Below are 16,437 nucleotides of genomic sequence, written 5' to 3'. Positions count from 1 at the left end.
AACGTAACCCTGACAGATGTAACGGTACGCGATCCGCTGACCGGACTTGCCCAGAATATAGGCAGCCTTGCACCGGCAGAGACAGTCACGCTTATCGAAACCTATACGGTAAGCCAGACCCAGATCGATGCAGGTCTGGTGGAAAATACTGCCAACGTGGAAGGACTCACTCCAGATGATGAAACTGTATCCGACGAAGATGATGTGACCGTACTTGCCTTGCAGGCAGGCGCGATAGAAGTGAGGAAAACAGCCGTTCCGAGAATCTACGACACAGCCGGAGATGTGATTGACTTTACCTTGGTAGTTACGAATACCGGCAATGTGACCCTGACAGGCGTGACTCTGGAAGATCCGCTGACCGGTTATTCCGAAAACATCGGCACGATGGGGCCGGGCCAGGTATTGACCTATACTACAGCCTATACGATAGTTCAGCAGGATCTGGAAAACGGCAATGTGCTGAATACCGTGTTGGTGGAAGGCACTGCTCCGGATAACTCCATCGTGGAAGATGACGATGACGTACGGGTGTTTGCCGATGGGGAACCGGGCATAGAGATCCAGAAAACAGCCACACCGCTGACCTATGATGAGGCCGGAGAGACGATCAGCTATGAAATCATCGTGAGCAATGTGGGCAACCTGGAACTTTACGAAGTGGAGATCACCGATCCTCAGGTAATAGATATGCCGATCACCCTGGCTACCCTTTCGGTAGGGGAATCTGCTACCTATACCCTGAGCAGAGATGTGACCCAGGATGATGTAAACAACGGCTTCTTCAGAAACATAGCTTCCGTCACGGCACATGATATTGACGACACAGAGGTAAGTGATACAGATGATGCAATCGTGGTGGCCAGAAGGTCTGCAGGACTGGAGATTACTAAGTCGGCTTCGCCAAATCTGTTTGATGAAGCAGGTGATGTGATCACCTATACACTGACCCTGACCAATACCGGTAATGTGACCTTGACAGACGTGCATGTGGTAGATCCGCTGACAGGATTGGATGCGGTGGTACCTACCTTGGAGCCGGGACAAAGCCTGGACAGAACAACTACGCTGACCGTGACCCAGGAGCAGATGGATTCGGGCAGGATTGTCAACAACGCGACCGCAGAGGGAACCACTCCTGCAGGGTTAATCCTACGGGACAATGACCGGGCCGTGGTACTTGGCAGAAGAAGCGGAGAGATCAGTGTGGAGAAAACTGCAAATGACACAGACTACAACAGCGAAGGGGATGTATTGAGCTACAGCATCGTGGTGACCAACTCAGGCAACGTGACTTTGACCGATGTGACGGTAGAGGATCCGCTGACAGGCATGGAAGAGGAGATCGACATGCTGGCTCCAGGCGAAAGCCAAAGCTTCACGACTTTTTACACCGTGACGCAGGCAGATGTGGACAGCGGGGAGGTCATGAACACCGTGACCGCAGCAGGCAGAACACCGATCAACCGCATCGTGACAGATACAGACGACGCGCTGGTTGACGGTACCAAAGCCCCTGCGCTGGAAGTGGTGAAAACAACCGGGGCAACCGAATACTCCGAAGTTGGAGAAGTGATTCCATACAGCATCGTGGTGACCAATACCGGCAACGTGACCCTGACTGATGTGACCGTGGACGATAACCTGACCGGATATTCCGAGAATGAAGGAACCCTGGAGCCAGGTGAATCACTGACTGTGACTACAGACTACACCGTCACCCAGGCCGACCTTGACAACGGCAGCATCACCAATGTGGCCTCAGCAACCGGTACCGATCCTGATGGCGGAACGACCGACGGCGGGGATGGTACGACTATAGGTGGGGTTCAAACTCCTGAAATTGACATTGAAAAGTCAACCGATGTCACTTCTTATGCTGAAGCTGGAGATGTGGTTCCATTTAGTTTGGTAATTACTAATATTGGAAATGTTACCCTTTCTGCAGCGACAGTTTCTGATCCATTAACTGGTTATACTGAAAACTTTGGTACTCTGGAACCAGATCAGACCTTCACAGTGACCACTAGTTACACGGTGACTCAAGCAGACATTGATAATGGAAGCTTCGTAAATGTCGCTTCTGTAGTTGGAACTGACCCTGAAGGTGAAGATGTAGATGATCAGGATGAGGTTCAGGTAAATGGTATAAATAACCCTAGTTTATCTGTGGATAAGATTGCTGATGCGGATACTTACGCTGAAGCCGGCGATGTGATCCCTTACAGCATAGTGGTGACCAACACAGGCAACGTGACTTTGACTGATGTGACGGTAGAAGATCCACTGACTGGACTGACCCAGAATGTAGGCACCCTTGCACCGGGCGAAGCCGCTACGGTTACAACCACTTACACCGTCACCCAAGACAATGTAGATTATGGTGAAGTGACCAATATTGCGACAGCAACAGGCAAAGACCCAGAGGGAGGTGAGACGGATGGCACGGATACCGCTATTGTACCGGGTACAGACGCTCCAAGCCTAAGCGTGGATAAAGTAGCCGATGTAGCGACTTATGCTGAAGCAGGCGATGAGATTCCATACAGCATAGTGGTGACCAACACAGGCAACGTGACCTTAACCGATGTGACTGTAGAAGATCCATTGACTGGACTGACCCAAAATGTAGGAACCCTTGCACCGGATGAAACCGCTACGGTAACTACTTCTTACACCGTCACCCAAGACGATGTGGATACTGGCGAAGTGACCAATATTGCGACAGCAACAGGCACAGACCCAGACGGAGGTGAGACGGATGGCACGGATACCGCTATTGTACCGGGTACAGACGCTCCAAGCCTAAGCGTGGATAAAGTAGCCGATGTAGCGACTTACGCCGAAGCCGGAGACCTGATCCCATACAGCATAGTGGTGACCAACACAGGCAATGTGACTTTGACCGATGTGACGGTAGAAGATCCATTGACAGGTTTGACCCAGAATGTAGGCACACTTTCACCGGGCGAAGCAGCTACGGTAACTACCTCTTACACCGTCACCCAAGACGATGTGGATACTGGCGAAGTGACCAACATTGCGACAGCCACAGGCACTGACCCAGACGGAGGTGAGACGGATGGCACGGATACGGCAATTGTTCCGGGCACAGATGCTCCAAGCCTAAGCGTGGATAAAGTAGCCGATGTAGCGACTTACGCTGAAGCCGGAGACGTGATCCCTTACAGCATAGTGGTGACCAACACAGGCAACGTGACCTTGACCGATGTGACTGTAGAAGATCCATTGACAGGTTTGACCCAAAATGTAGCCACCCTTGCACCGGGCGAAGCCGCTACGGTAACTACCTCTTACACCGTCACCCAAGACGATGTAGATACTGGCGAAGTGACCAACATTGCGACAGCCACAGGCACAGATCCTGATGGAGGGGAGACGGGTGGCACGGATACGGCAATTGTTCCGGGCACAGATGCGCCAAGCTTAAGCGTGGACAAAGTAGCCGATGTAGCGACTTACGCCGAAGCCGGCGACCTGATCCCATACAGCATAGTGGTGACGAACACAGGCAACGTGACCTTGACCGATGTGACGGTAGAAGATCCACTGACTGGACTGACCCAGAATCTAGGCACACTTTCACCGGGCGAAGCCGCTACGGTTACGACCACTTACACCGTCACTCAAGACGATGTAGATAATGGTAAAGTGACCAATATTGCGACAGCCACAGGCACTGACCCGGACGGAGGTGAGACAGGTGGAACCGATACCGCAATCGTACCGGGCACAGATGCTCCTGGACTTACTGTAGTAAAAGTGACAGGAGTAGAAACCTTTGCAGAAGTAGGGGAGGTAGTTCCTTATACCATTGTGGTAACCAATACAGGAAATGAAACCCTAAGCAATGTGCTGATTACTGATCCGTTGACAGGAATGGTTGAAACGCTTCCAACTTTGGCTCCGGGTGAATCAGTGACTTATGAGACTACTTACACAGTGACTCAGGAAGATATAGATGCTGGAACCATCACTAATTTTGCGTCAGCTACTGGAACAGATCCTGATGGAAATGAAGTGGATGGTGGAGATGGTACGACTATCGAAGTGGTGAAAATGCCTGCCATCGAGATCGTGAAAGAGGCAGATAAAGAAGCTGTGATTGTGGTAGATGAGGTTATTACATATACTTTGACTGTTACAAACACGGGAAATGTACCTTTCGAAGACGTGGAAGTTACTGACCCACTTACTGGATTGGACACTACGATTACCAGTCTTGAACCAGGTGAATCTGTGTTCTTGGTAACTTCTTACACAGTGACTGCTGAGGACATCGCATCTGAAGAAAGCATTGTGAATATAGCTTATGTCACAGCTCTTGATCCTGATGGAGGGGAAGATCTGACAGATGAAGATGACGCAGAGACAGCACTACTGTGTAGCGGAGAGACGCTGGTTACAGGTGAGATATTTACACTGATTGGAAGAGAACCATTGCCAAATGTCCCTGTGGTATTGATGCCAAATACAGGTACCGAAGGGGATACTCTGATTGTATTGACCAATGGTGCGGGTAGGTACATATTCAGAAATGTTCCAATAGGGGATTACACGGTTCAAGCGTTGGATGCGAATCTAATAGCGAATGGCTATATACCAGCAGATGGTGATGCGGTTAATATTACCGTTGAGCCTTGTGTGTATAACCCGATTGACTTTAGATATGGCAGAGGAGGCGACGGAGACCTTGACCCAATCATCAGCGGTTTTGTGTGGTACGACCTGAATGGAGATGCCATCCAAAATGAATGGTATGATGCCAATGGCGATGATGAAGTCACTCAAAACATAATTACTCCGGGTGCTCCTATCAATATCTTCAATTGGGAGTGGTTTGATATCAATGGTGATGGAAGCTATGTAGGCCCAGAAAATGAAGGTGAACTGAACAAAGCCGGATTTGGTAATCCTGCTGGTCAAAACATCTCGATCAAAGGACCTAATGGCTATGAGGCCACAGCAACTGTAGGTCAGTTTGGCTTCTGGAAACATACCTTATCACAGACTGATCCTTATGGTGAATATGAGGTGACTTTAGTGACCGATCCAATCTTTGATGCTCAGGGGCTTCAATTGGGTGCTTCAGGTCTGGTGAAAGTATTGCCAGATCCTAGTGGCAGACTTGCGGAGCAGGAAGCGCTTAATAGGCTGGTTTGTGAAGTCACGACCGATATAGTACAGTTTGGTACTGTATCTCAGGAAAGCCCATCCAGCTTCAATTTTGATTATGGTTTGCGTTGCTACTTAGTAGATGATGAGGTGAACCTTGCTGTGGAGAAAACCAGCTTTGAGGTTGAGATTTATGAAGGTGATGAGTTTGAGTACGAAGTGGTGCTCACTAACATTGGTGGTACAGATGCTACAGAAGTTGTCCTGATTGATGAGCTACCGCAAAGTGTTACTTATCTCAATGATGAGGTGGTTGAAAACAGTAGTGATGCGGAGGTAAGTACAGCAGTGACAGGTAGTAGAATCACCTGGAACATTCCATTCTTTGCGGCAAATGCCCGATTGGTAATCCGAATCCGGGTGAAAGCCGGAGATCCTGGAATCATCACCAATATCACTGAGGTTTCTGCCAGTGAAGCAGACACCGATGATGCCGATAATCAGGATGATGATGTGAACGAAATTTTACCGTTCCACATCCCGAATGTCATCACACCTACCACTGTGGATGGAGATAATGACACTTTCGTGATCCAGGGATTGGGCAAGTTTGTGAGCAATGACATAGTCATCTTCAACAGATACGGCGATCATGTGTTTGAGACGGAAAACTACCAGAACGACTGGGATGCTCCAGGTCAAACAGCCGGGACTTATTTTTATATTCTAAAAACTGTAGATAGAGATGGTAGAAACCATGAGTTCAAAGGATGGATCCAAGTGATCAAAGATTGATCACTTGAGTATGATCTTCAGCAGTTAAAGTCAGAAAAAAAGCCCTGTAATCGGAAGATTTACAGGGCTTTTTTTAAATGGTTGTGGAGCCTGGTGAGATTCTAATTTTAATCGTAATAATTTGATTATCAGTAGTTATTATTGTTTTGTGCTACGCTATTTACGCAACTACTTTTATTTTTCTGTATAGGAAAGGCTTAACCATCCTGCACTACTAAAATCGCTTTTTCCAAATAGGAAATCAAGCATTTCGCCTGCGACACACAGGGGAATGATTATCTATCAAGCTCCTACTTTTTCTTAGGAAAAGTATTGGTGCAATTTCCTGATAAAATTCTCCTATCCCTGACCATGGAGATACTTGATCTCATCATTTTCAGATGTGATAACCTCACAGGAATTTAGATTATGAAAAAGGTAGAAGAAGTTGATAAAAAGGATAGGGTGACTGGCCTTTATCCAAAAGGCGAAGTTTAATGATTATACGTTAGTTAGTTAATGGTTTTTACTCCGGAATGTGTGATATTGAACATTGATTAAAACCTTTTGGATTCTAAGCTTAGTAAATGTCCGGAAAGGGGCTATTTTAAGTCTAAGGTAAGTTTATCAAAGGAATTCAGAAGGATAAGTTTAGCTTTTTTACCCAAAAATCACTTTATGAAGAAATTTACCCATGCTGCGGTTTTGGTTGTCTTGGGTGCCACGGTGAGCTTTGCTTCCATGGTACCAGATCGCCCAAAACTACCCGCTTCTCTGGACCAAAACCATGTGATTCAGTCAGACAGCACTAAGAAAGATTCTATCAACACGCCTAAATTCAAAGATCTACCACTGAAAGCTGAGAGAGAAATCAAGTTCAGCACCAAGGAGGGAACCTGGATGAGTGTGGACGTTAGTCCCGACGGTAAAACGTTGGCTTTTGATCTGCTAGGAGATATCTACACTATCCCGATGGAGGGTGGAAAAGCCACTCCTGTCACTTCGGGAATGGCTTATGAAACACATCCACGTTTTTCACCGGATGGAGAAAAAATCCTCTTCACTTCTGATCGCGCCGGTAGTGATAACCTTTGGTATATAGATCTGATAAAAAAAGACACTGTACAGATCACCAAAGATAAAAACGGAGATGTTCCAGGAGCCGACTGGACTCCTGATTCTGAGTACATCGTGGTCAGCAAAGGAAGAAGAATCTCAAAACTCTGGATGTATCATAAAGATGGGGGTGGAGGAATCCAACTCAATGAAGATCCAAGTAGCATCAAAACTATCGACCCTTTTGTGAGTCCTGATGGAAGGAAAGTTTACTTTTCCCAACGCAGCGGAGCCTGGAATTACAATGCCTTACTTCCGCAATACCAAATCGGTACCTACGACTTTGACAAAGGTGAACTGAATACCATCACTTCCAGATACGGCTCTGCGTTTACACCGACTTTGAGCGATGATGGCAAATGGATGGTTTACGGCAGCCGATGGGAAGAGAAAACTGGGTTGGTTTTGAGAAATATGGAAACTGGGGAGGAAAAGTGGCTTGCTTATCCTGTACAGCGAGACGAGCAGGAATCCATCGCTCCACAAGGGGTTTTACCCGCCATGGCTTTCACTCCTGACAGCAAAAACCTCATAGCATCCTATGGAGGGAAAATCTGGAAAATCGCCGTTGAAGGAGGAACTCCATCCGAGATCCCTTTCGAAGTCGATGTCAACCTAGCAATGGGACCTCGCTTGTATTTCAACTATCAAATCAAAGATACTACTGCGGCTAGAGCAACTCAGATCCGTGATGCAGTCCCTTCTCCAGATGGTAAAAAACTCGCTTTCACTGCGCTTAACAGACTTTATGTGATGGACTTTCCGGATGGAGAGCCAAAACGTGTAACTGAGAATGATTTTACCGAAGCCATGCCAACTTGGAGTCCGGATGGAACTCAGTTGGCTTTTGTAGGCTGGAATGAAACAGAAGGTGGACAGTTGTATAAAGCTGCTTTGGGAAATAGAATTTCAGTGACTCCATTGTCCACAGAAAAGGCACTTTATATGCAGCCAGCTTGGGGACCGAATAACAGGATCGCCGTTTTCAAGGCTTCTAACCAAGTGATGAAAGATGCGGAAGGTCCAAGAGTCAATGGATCTGAAGCAGAGCTAGTATGGATTCCTGCCTCGGGAGGAGAATTTAGGAAAATCATGGAAGCCGGGAACCATGGAAATGTTCATTTCACCAAAGACACTTCTAGGGTATTTCTAAATGGATCGGGTGGAACGCTTTTGAGTGTTCGTTGGGATGGAACTGATGAGAAAGAATACGCTAAAATCACCGGGATCACTCCTTTTGGATCTGTGGTAAATTCACATGACAGCCATGGTCATACGACCAATCCTGATGAGGCGACAGATGTGAGATATGTCATGGGATTACCTGTTTCGAATGCAGATGCGGTGAATTACTGCATGCTTCCAGAAGGTGCAAGTGCACAGGAGCCTCAAATGAGACCAAGTAGTGCCACTACAATTTTGATGGCTCCGGAGGGTAATTTGGCTTTGGCACAAGTCAATAACAATGTCTATGTAGTCACTATCCCAACAGTGGGTAAGGCCCCGAGCATCAATGTTGGAAATCCTGAATCCAGTAACTTCCCTTCCCGCCAACTCACCGAAATAGGTGGTGAATGGCCTGCATGGGAATCCTCAGGCAGAAAAGTCCACTGGTCTCTCGGGAATGGACACTGGGTCTATGATATAGACAGGGCGGAGTTTATAGAAGACTCCGTAAAAACTGCAAAAAAAGCCAAAACCATAGCAGAAGCAGATTCAGTGGCGGCGCTGAAAGCATTGGGACCAGAAGCGGTCAAAGCAGCTGACTCTGTGGCAAAAGCCAAAAAGGAGGCTTTGGCTGAATTGCTGAAAAATGACCCCGAAAAAGCAAAAGCGGACAGCATCTCTAAGGCTGAGCAGAAAGAAAGAGAATCTTACAAACCGGCTGAAAAACAAGTTTCTGTTTATTACACCAAAGATATTCCGCAGGGAAAAGTACTCTTGACTAATGCCCGAATCCTGACGATGAAGGGGGATGAGGTCATAGAAAATGGAGATATTCTGATTGAGAATAACCGAATCAAAGCTGTAGGGGCTACCGGATCTCTTGAAGCCGGTGACGCGAAAGTCATGGATATGTCTGGCAAAACCATCACTCCGGGATTTATAGATACCCATGCCCATATGTGGCCGTCTTGGGGTTTGCATAAGAACTCAGTGTGGATCTATGCTGCCAACCTTGCATATGGTGTCACGACTACCCGCGATCCGCAGACCGCTACCACGGATGTGTTGACGTATGGAGATATGGTCGATGCTGGGATGGTACCTGGCCCTAGAGTTTACAGTACTGGTCCCGGCGTAGGCTATTGGATGTATAATCTGAAGTCGCTGGATCAGACTAAAAATGTGCTGAAACAATACAGTAAATATTTCAATACCCAGTACATCAAAATGTATCTGGTAGGCAATAGACAGCATAGACAATGGGTGATCATGGCTGCCAAAGAGCAGCAGCTCATGCCTACTACCGAAGGTGGGCTTGATTTCAAACTGAATATGACCCAGTTGATCGACGGTTATCCAGGGCATGAACACTCTATTCCTATCCATCCACTCTATCAGGATGTCACCAAGACTATTGCTGTGAGTAAAATGGCAGTTACCCCTACACTTTTGGTGGCGTATGGAGGCCCTTGGGCAGAAAACTATTATTACACCACGGAAAGTCCACTGCATGACCCGAAACTTAATCGCTTCACACCATATGAGGAGCTGAATGCCAAAGCAAGAAGAAGAGCTGGAAGTTTAGGTGGCTGGTTCGCTCCGGAAGATCATGTATTTATGAAGCATGCAGAAGGAGTCAAATCGATCTTTGAACAAGGTGGATTGGCAGGCATAGGTTCCCATGGTCAGCTGCAGGGATTGGGTTATCATTGGGAACTTTGGTCAGTGGCAAGCGGAGGGATGGAAGCTCATGATGCGCTGAAGGTCGCTACCATCTCCGGAGCAGAAGCACTCGGATTGGATAAAGAACTCGGAAGTATAGAGGTCGGTAAATTGGCAGATCTGGTAATTATGGACAGCAATCCCTTGGAAAATATCAGAAACACCAATTCGATCACCCATGTGATGAAAAACGGAAGAATCTATGATGGAAATACCTTGGATGAGGTCTATCCAACGCCTAGGAAAATGGATGTGAGTCCTTGGACGAAAGTAGCTCCAGTAGTTAATACAAGTTTAAAATAAGCCAGCATACTATCCCCCAGAGAGAGCTCTGGGGGATAGTTTTTTTACTAAAATGTAAAAGCTCAAGGGATACTTTGCAATCATCTTGACAGAAATACAATCCCTGCTTATCACATCCGAGGGAAGGGAAGGTAGTGTTGAACTAGTCTTTTGTTGACTTTTTTGGGTTTATGTTTCAAATTGAGATAGCTTAGTGCACACTATACAGATTTCAAATACAAGGAATATGAAAGTGTTTTATAAGGATTTTTTCCAGTACAATTATCAGGTTAATCAGGAATTGGCGCGCAGTTTCAAGTCCTATGGTGATGCAATAGGAGAGGACATTGCCCGCTTGGCCAATCATATTCTGAATGCCCAGCAGATCTGGATAGGGAGGATAAATGGGGAGAAAACATTGTCCAGCCCTTGGGTAGATTTTCCACTATCTTCATTTGAGGAAAGAAACCAAGAGCTGTTTGATTTGACTTTGGAGGTGATCTCCTTGCGTGAGCTGGATGAACATATCCACTTCCGTAATTTTGCAGGTCAGGAGTTTCAGAATAAAATCTCGGACATACTTACCCATCTGGTCAACCATTCCACTTATCATCGCGGACAAATTGCTCTTCTCATGAGGGCAGCAGGATTTGAACCGGTCAAATCGGATTTTATATATTTTAAGAGGTGATCATTTTGCCCTTCCTTGTCATTAGAGTTTTCCAACTTCCTACGGAAATAGGGTTTATTAAAAAAAAAATCTTGGATACACTTTTAATTCGCGCTTGGAATTTTACTTAGAGAATACTACTGAGAGGGTGTCTATTATACCTTGATTTGAGGAGTAGTTTTTTTCTCGAATAGAACTTTAGCGAACTTCTCCCCTCCTTTTTTATCCAAATGATCCATATCTCTAAATAGGGAATCCTGCTCCAGGTACAAACTGTCTAAATCTATAACTTGTAATTGGTGTATGGACATTAGGCTGTCTGCTTCATAACTCTCCTCATTCAATAAATCCACGTAGGTCTTAGTCAAAGGGAATCGTAACCCGATTAATTCTATGTCTTTTTCTTTGCATAAAGAGATAATTCTCATCAAAGATTCTGACATTCTCGCTGACGGCTGTGGAAACTCAAAGTAGTTTTTGACCCGATCTTTTGTGATTGTTATTTGCTCTTTATTTGAAAGTTTCTCCCAAGAACTTTTTGATCGCACACCTCCCCATTTAGAGACATTAAACAATTCATCTTGGATGAAATTTTTTATCACCAAGCTATATCGGTCATTCAAGAAAACACAGTAGTAATTAAGATACTTCTCCTTAATGTATTGCCCATAATTGCTATAATCATCAGCTTCGGTGTAATAGGCAGATCTGTCGAGATTGTTTTGGTTTTCCCTAGTGGGAGAAAGCGTGTGATCATCCACAGTGATATAGACCTTTTTCACTTCAGTATTTCGGATGAGGAATTTCAATTTTCGCTCCATATCAAGATAGGAGTCACTTTGACCCGAAAAATTATGTACTTGGTGGTTTTCAGTAAAATCACCCAATGGGGTGCCATGCGAATCAGCTAACAAATAGGATGGGTAAGCTAGATCAACTTCGTCATAGTCCTTGATATAAAACCCTCTGATCAGAAAGAAGAGCAAAAAATTAACGGCCACTAAAATTCCCAGAAATACAATAGCTTGTTTAAAGAAGAGCTTCATTTACAGGTAATTAAAATTGGAAATAAATAAATTCTATTTGTTCGGAAGTATTGCCGAAAATATCAATCATCAGAATGATCAATACATAAAGCGACCATCTAGTGGCCTTTCTAGGGATGAATTGGATGCCAGCAATCCCAAATTGGCCAAGCCTTCCTCTCCACTCGACAGCCAAGAAGCCAGCTATCAAAACCAATAAGGTCATCGCTCCCGGGAAAATAGAGAAGTCAGGAATCTCAAATAAAGTATAGGAAAATATTCCTGCAAGGTAGCTGATTGCATGGTTCATATTCTCGGCACGGAAGAATATCCAGGATAAAACCGTCAGACAAAATGTGCCAAGCATAGCAAAGAATTCTCTGGAATTTGGCCATTTTTTGCCCAGGGCTACCGGTTCTAGGTGTTGTCTGTTTTTGCCTCTTAACAATACTGGAATGAAATAAATAGCATTCAATCCTCCCCATACGATATAAGTCCAATTGGCTCCATGCCAAAACCCACTGAGCAGGAATATGATGAAAACATTTCTGATCTGAATCGATTTGCTTCCTTTACTGCCTCCTAGAGGAATGTAAATATAATCCCTAAACCAGGTAGAAAGGGAAATGTGCCAACGTCTCCAAAATTCGGCGACATCCCTTGAAAAATAAGGGAAGGCAAAATTCTGCATCAGTCTGAATCCGAACAATCTGGAGGTACCAATAGCAATATCTGAATACCCTGAAAAGTCCCCATAAATCTGAAAAGTGAAGAACAGTGCGCCTAATAACAGAGTAATTCCTCCATAGTCAGAGTAGTTGCTGAAGATGATGTTTGCAAATTCAGCACAGTTGTCTGCGATTACCATTTTCTTAAATAAGCCCCATAAAATCTGTCGCATCCCATCTGCGGCTTGCTGGTAATCAAACTGCCTTTTTTCAAAAAACTGGGGAAGAAGGTTTGTTGCTCGCTCAATCGGACCCGCGACCAACTGTGGAAAGAAACTCACAAATGCCATAAATGCCACCAAATCCGTGGTTGCTTTTAATTTTCTCCTGTACACATCGATGGAATAGCTCATCGTCTGAAAGGTGTAAAAACTTATCCCAACCGGAAGAATGATGTTTAGGGTGTTGGTTTGGATGGGCATTCCAAGAAGCGTGAACGCATCTTCAAAATTGTCCAGAAAGAAATTATAATATTTGAAAAAGCCCAATAAGCCGATATTGACCGAAAGACTCAGAAGCAAGAGTGCCTTTCGGCGAAGACCATCTTCAGATTTGTCCAGTTGAATACCCACTACATAATCCACCAGCGTACTGAAGGCTATCAACCCTAAAAACCTCCAGTCCCACCAGCCATAAAACAAATAGCTGGACATCACAATCAAAAGATTCTGCGATTTTAGGCTTTTGTCTAAAACAAACCAATAGAGTACAAAAACTACTGGAAGAAAGACTGCAAAGTCAAGTGAATTGAAAAGCAAGGATGGGGGCGGTTAAACTAGGTCTGTTTGATAATTGGGTGATGATCAAGCTACAATATTAGGGACATCGGGCTAAAATGAAAACCGCTTAACAAATCTTTGGTAAAGAGAGGTTATTATAGTCTGCTTTGGTTAGAATTTTTACTGTCTAAATCCTAACTAATGCAATGTTTGTTTTCAAATCTTTAGGCACGACTTGATGCTCAAAAAAAACTCTCCATTTGAGAAGAATGAGGAATGCCAAAAATTAAATTAGCATTAGAATACTCCCTATTGCAAATAGGCTTTTTATTCACTTAACTTGCATCGATTTTCTAGTGAGCCACATGTATAAAAAGCAAATAGCATTCTTCCTTGGCCTTATCTGGCTTGTGAGCTTTAGTGCTTTTATGTCCTTTCCCACACATGCTGCGCATTATGGTGATCAGGAGGACGGCATATCTACGCTGTCCGAATCTGTGGCTCCTACGATCCATTTGCTTGGCTCCTTCGAAACCCCGAAAACACCTCCATTCTCAGTTGATTGGACGGTTTGGGCTAAGTTCAATTCGCAATGGAGTTCATTGGATTTAGCTTTAGGGCAAGCCTTTCTTCAGCCTTCATTTTTTAGAAAATCTCTGCCACTATTTGATGTGAAAGAGACTTTTATGCAGTTCTTCTATACCTGGTAGGGGTTCAATAAAATCTAGGGTCAGCCCACTGGCCAGTTCAAAATTTTATTCACCTTACTATTACCACACATGTTTGATGTAGAACCTGTGACATTGATAATGTCATGCTTACTGATGTGCGCATTCAGCGTACCGTTCATTTACAATGGACAGAAAAATAAAAAGATAGAAAAGAAGTTGCTTATCAATTTAAAAGAATTGGCAAGCCAGAAAGGAGCAAATCCTACTGAGGTCGAAACTTGGAGATTTCGCTACGCAATGGGCTTGGATCAACAAGAAAATATCTTGGTTTACCTGCGTCAGGATAGCGAAAGCTTGAGCTATAGCCTGAATCTGGCGGAGTATAAAAACGTGCAGCTGATCAAAAAATACCAAGAATCTAACGGTAAAGAGCTCAACCACAAACTCCCAGAATACGTGGGGCTGCAGCTAAATCCAAAAAATGCTTCACAAGAACCTGTCACATTGGAAATATTTGATGCAGAAATGTATTCAGATCTCAACGGTGAGACTGTTTTGGCAGATAAGTGGGTCGCTATTATAAACAAGCAAGTAAACTAAATCAGCATAAGGGTATCCGTCTGGGTACCCTTATTTTCCATCTATTTATATGGCAAAGCAAAGCGATTCTTGGGGGTCAAGAACGGGTCTTATTCTGGCGATGGCCGGAAATGCAGTAGGACTGGGTAACTTCTTAAGATTTCCCGTGCAGGCAGTACAAAATGGTGGAGGATCCTTCATCATTCCATACCTGGTCTGTTTCATTTTGATGGGGATTCCGCTGCTTTTTACCGAATGGTCTATCGGTAGATTTGGCGGCAAAAAAGGCAATCATAGCACTCCTTACATCCTGGATTCTATGAGCAAGCGCAACTGGTGGAAGTACATAGGAGTCTTTGGGATTTTTACCAATATAGCTGTAGTAGCCTACTACACCTACATAGAATCCTGGACATTTATTTATGTGATCCATACGGTGATCGGCACATTCACCCAGATGACGCAAGCTGAAGTCAGCGAGTTCTTTGTGCAGTACGTCAATCTAAATGGATCGGATTTTGGGATTCCTTTCCTTCCGGTATTGGTTTACATACTGGTATTAGGAATCAACATTTACATTCTTTCTACTGGACTAGGAGGAATTGAAAAAGTGGCTAAAATCGGAATGCCGCTTCTGATTTTGTTTGGAGCTGTACTCGCTTTCAAAGGTTGGACTATGGGTACAGAAAATGCGTCCGCCGCTTTTCCTGATGCGAATGCCTGGGATGGAATCAACTTCCTTTGGACTCCACAATACGGCTCCTTATTGGATCCCAAAGTTTGGCTTGCTGCGGCAGGACAGATATTCTTCACCCTTTCAGTGGGAATGGGCTCTATCCAGTGCTATGCTTCCTACTTGAAAGAAAACGAGGATATTGCGCTGAATTCCCTCACCTCGGGATTCACCAATGAACTGGTGGAAATCGTGCTGGGAAGCGCTATCGTAATTCCAATTGCCGCAGGTTTTCTTGGTTTAGACTGGATTATTGAGAATGCTGGATTCGGAATGGCATTTCAGACTATGCCGTATTTATTTGTGCAGTGGGGAGAGCTGTTCGGCATGATCGCAGGGATTTGCTGGTTTGGCTTACTCTTTTTTGCAGGCATTACTTCCTCCTTAGCCATGGGTACTCCTTGGATGGGATTTATGCAAGACGAGTTCGGGTGGGGAAAGGTAAAAGGAGCTGTAAGCTTCGGGATTCTCGCTCTGATCATGGGACTGCCTACCATTCTTTTTTACCAGTATGGTTATTTTGACGAGTACGACTACTGGGCAGGAACGGTAAGTTTGGTGGTTTTCGCTTTATTGGAAATGGTCTTATTTACTTGGGTTTTTGGGATGGACAGAGGATGGGCTGAGCTGAACCGTGGTGCGGATATCCGTATTCCCATTGGCTACAAATGGGTAATGAAGTACATCACTCCCGTGCTTTTGCTGCTGGTATTGTTGAGTGCTTTGATCACTCCGGAAAGCAACGACTGGACTGCGGCTTTCACTAGCTTAATGAATGGGGAAGGATGGGCTCTAGACCCAAGCTCACTGATCTCTAAGCTGACTCATGATGACCTGAAGCTTCTACAACTCAATGATCCCCAAAACCGGGATATGTACGACTCCAAAATCTTATTTTCTACCCTGGCACGAATACAGATGCTTGTTCTGTTTCTGTTTATCGCAGCACTGGTATGGTACTCAGGCATCAAACGTAAATCTATTTCCCATGAATAGTTCAGCATTATTTCTTTGTCTAGGCGTGCAACTGCTGGTGGTCGCATTTACTGCCTATTGCTTTTACCGGGTTTTGAAAAAGCCTAACTCAAACTGAAACCTACAATTGATTTCTATCA

Annotated in this window: 8 protein-coding genes; 6 read left to right on the top strand and 2 right to left on the bottom strand. The window is 44.8% G+C overall.

The genetic code is table 11. The features are described from left to right. The 3 genes from BM386_RS12215 to BM386_RS12205 all read left to right on the top strand — a co-directional run. Positions 1–5,931, top strand: a 5,931-nt coding sequence (locus BM386_RS12215) for a DUF7507 domain-containing protein (protein ID WP_139235898.1), incomplete at its 5' end; no start/stop codon positions are given. Positions 5,932–6,588: 657 nt separating this feature from the next. After that, positions 6,589–10,218 carry an amidohydrolase family protein gene (locus BM386_RS12210; RefSeq protein WP_091694411.1) on the top strand — a complete coding sequence of 1,210 codons (3,630 nt, stop codon included), beginning with the start codon at positions 6,589–6,591 and terminating at the stop codon, positions 10,216–10,218. A gap of 226 nt (positions 10,219–10,444) precedes the next feature. Then, positions 10,445–10,888, top strand: coding sequence for a DinB family protein (locus BM386_RS12205; protein ID WP_091694408.1), 444 nt, complete (start codon positions 10,445–10,447; stop codon positions 10,886–10,888). Positions 10,889–11,022: 134 nt separating this feature from the next. Here the strand turns inward: BM386_RS12205 and BM386_RS12200 are convergent, their stop codons facing one another. Then, positions 11,023–11,913 carry a hypothetical protein gene (locus BM386_RS12200; protein WP_091694405.1) on the bottom strand — a complete coding sequence of 297 codons (891 nt, stop codon included), beginning with the start codon at positions 11,911–11,913 and terminating at the stop codon, positions 11,023–11,025. A gap of 10 nt (positions 11,914–11,923) precedes the next feature. Beyond that, entirely contained in the window at positions 11,924–13,378 is a 1,455-nt protein-coding gene (locus BM386_RS12195; protein WP_091694403.1) for an MBOAT family O-acyltransferase, read from the bottom strand. A 326-nt stretch (positions 13,379–13,704) separates the two neighbouring features. Between BM386_RS12195 and BM386_RS12190 the strand changes: the two genes are divergently transcribed. The 3 genes from BM386_RS12190 to BM386_RS12180 all read left to right on the top strand — a co-directional run bounded on the left by BM386_RS12190 (position 13,705) and on the right by BM386_RS12180 (position 16,318). Then, positions 13,705–14,049 (top strand): hypothetical protein, encoded by a 345-nt coding sequence (locus BM386_RS12190; RefSeq protein WP_091694400.1) that lies wholly within the window; start codon positions 13,705–13,707, stop codon positions 14,047–14,049. 69 nt (positions 14,050–14,118) lie between these two features. Further along, positions 14,119–14,610 (top strand): hypothetical protein, encoded by a 492-nt coding sequence (locus BM386_RS12185; protein WP_091694398.1) that lies wholly within the window; start codon positions 14,119–14,121, stop codon positions 14,608–14,610. 49 nt (positions 14,611–14,659) lie between these two features. Then, entirely contained in the window at positions 14,660–16,318 is a 1,659-nt protein-coding gene (locus BM386_RS12180; RefSeq protein WP_091694395.1) for an SLC5/6 family protein, read from the top strand. Positions 16,319–16,437 lie beyond the last annotated feature (119 nt).

This window comes from Algoriphagus locisalis (assembly GCF_900116615.1).
Taxonomy (GTDB): Bacteria; Bacteroidota; Bacteroidia; order Cytophagales; family Cyclobacteriaceae; genus Algoriphagus; species Algoriphagus locisalis.
This window is presented reverse-complemented; position numbering and strand designations above follow the sequence as displayed.

Coding starts and splice junctions, on each gene's coding strand:
- BM386_RS12190 (WP_091694400.1), top strand. CDS start 13,705: ATGTATAAAAAGCAAATAGCATTCTTCCTTGGCCTTATCTGGCTTGTG.
- BM386_RS12210 (WP_091694411.1), top strand. CDS start 6,589: ATGAAGAAATTTACCCATGCTGCGGTTTTGGTTGTCTTGGGTGCCACG.
- BM386_RS12185 (WP_091694398.1), top strand. CDS start 14,119: ATGTTTGATGTAGAACCTGTGACATTGATAATGTCATGCTTACTGATG.
- BM386_RS12200 (WP_091694405.1), bottom strand. CDS start 11,913: ATGAAGCTCTTCTTTAAACAAGCTATTGTATTTCTGGGAATTTTAGTG.
- BM386_RS12180 (WP_091694395.1), top strand. CDS start 14,660: ATGGCAAAGCAAAGCGATTCTTGGGGGTCAAGAACGGGTCTTATTCTG.
- BM386_RS12205 (WP_091694408.1), top strand. CDS start 10,445: ATGAAAGTGTTTTATAAGGATTTTTTCCAGTACAATTATCAGGTTAAT.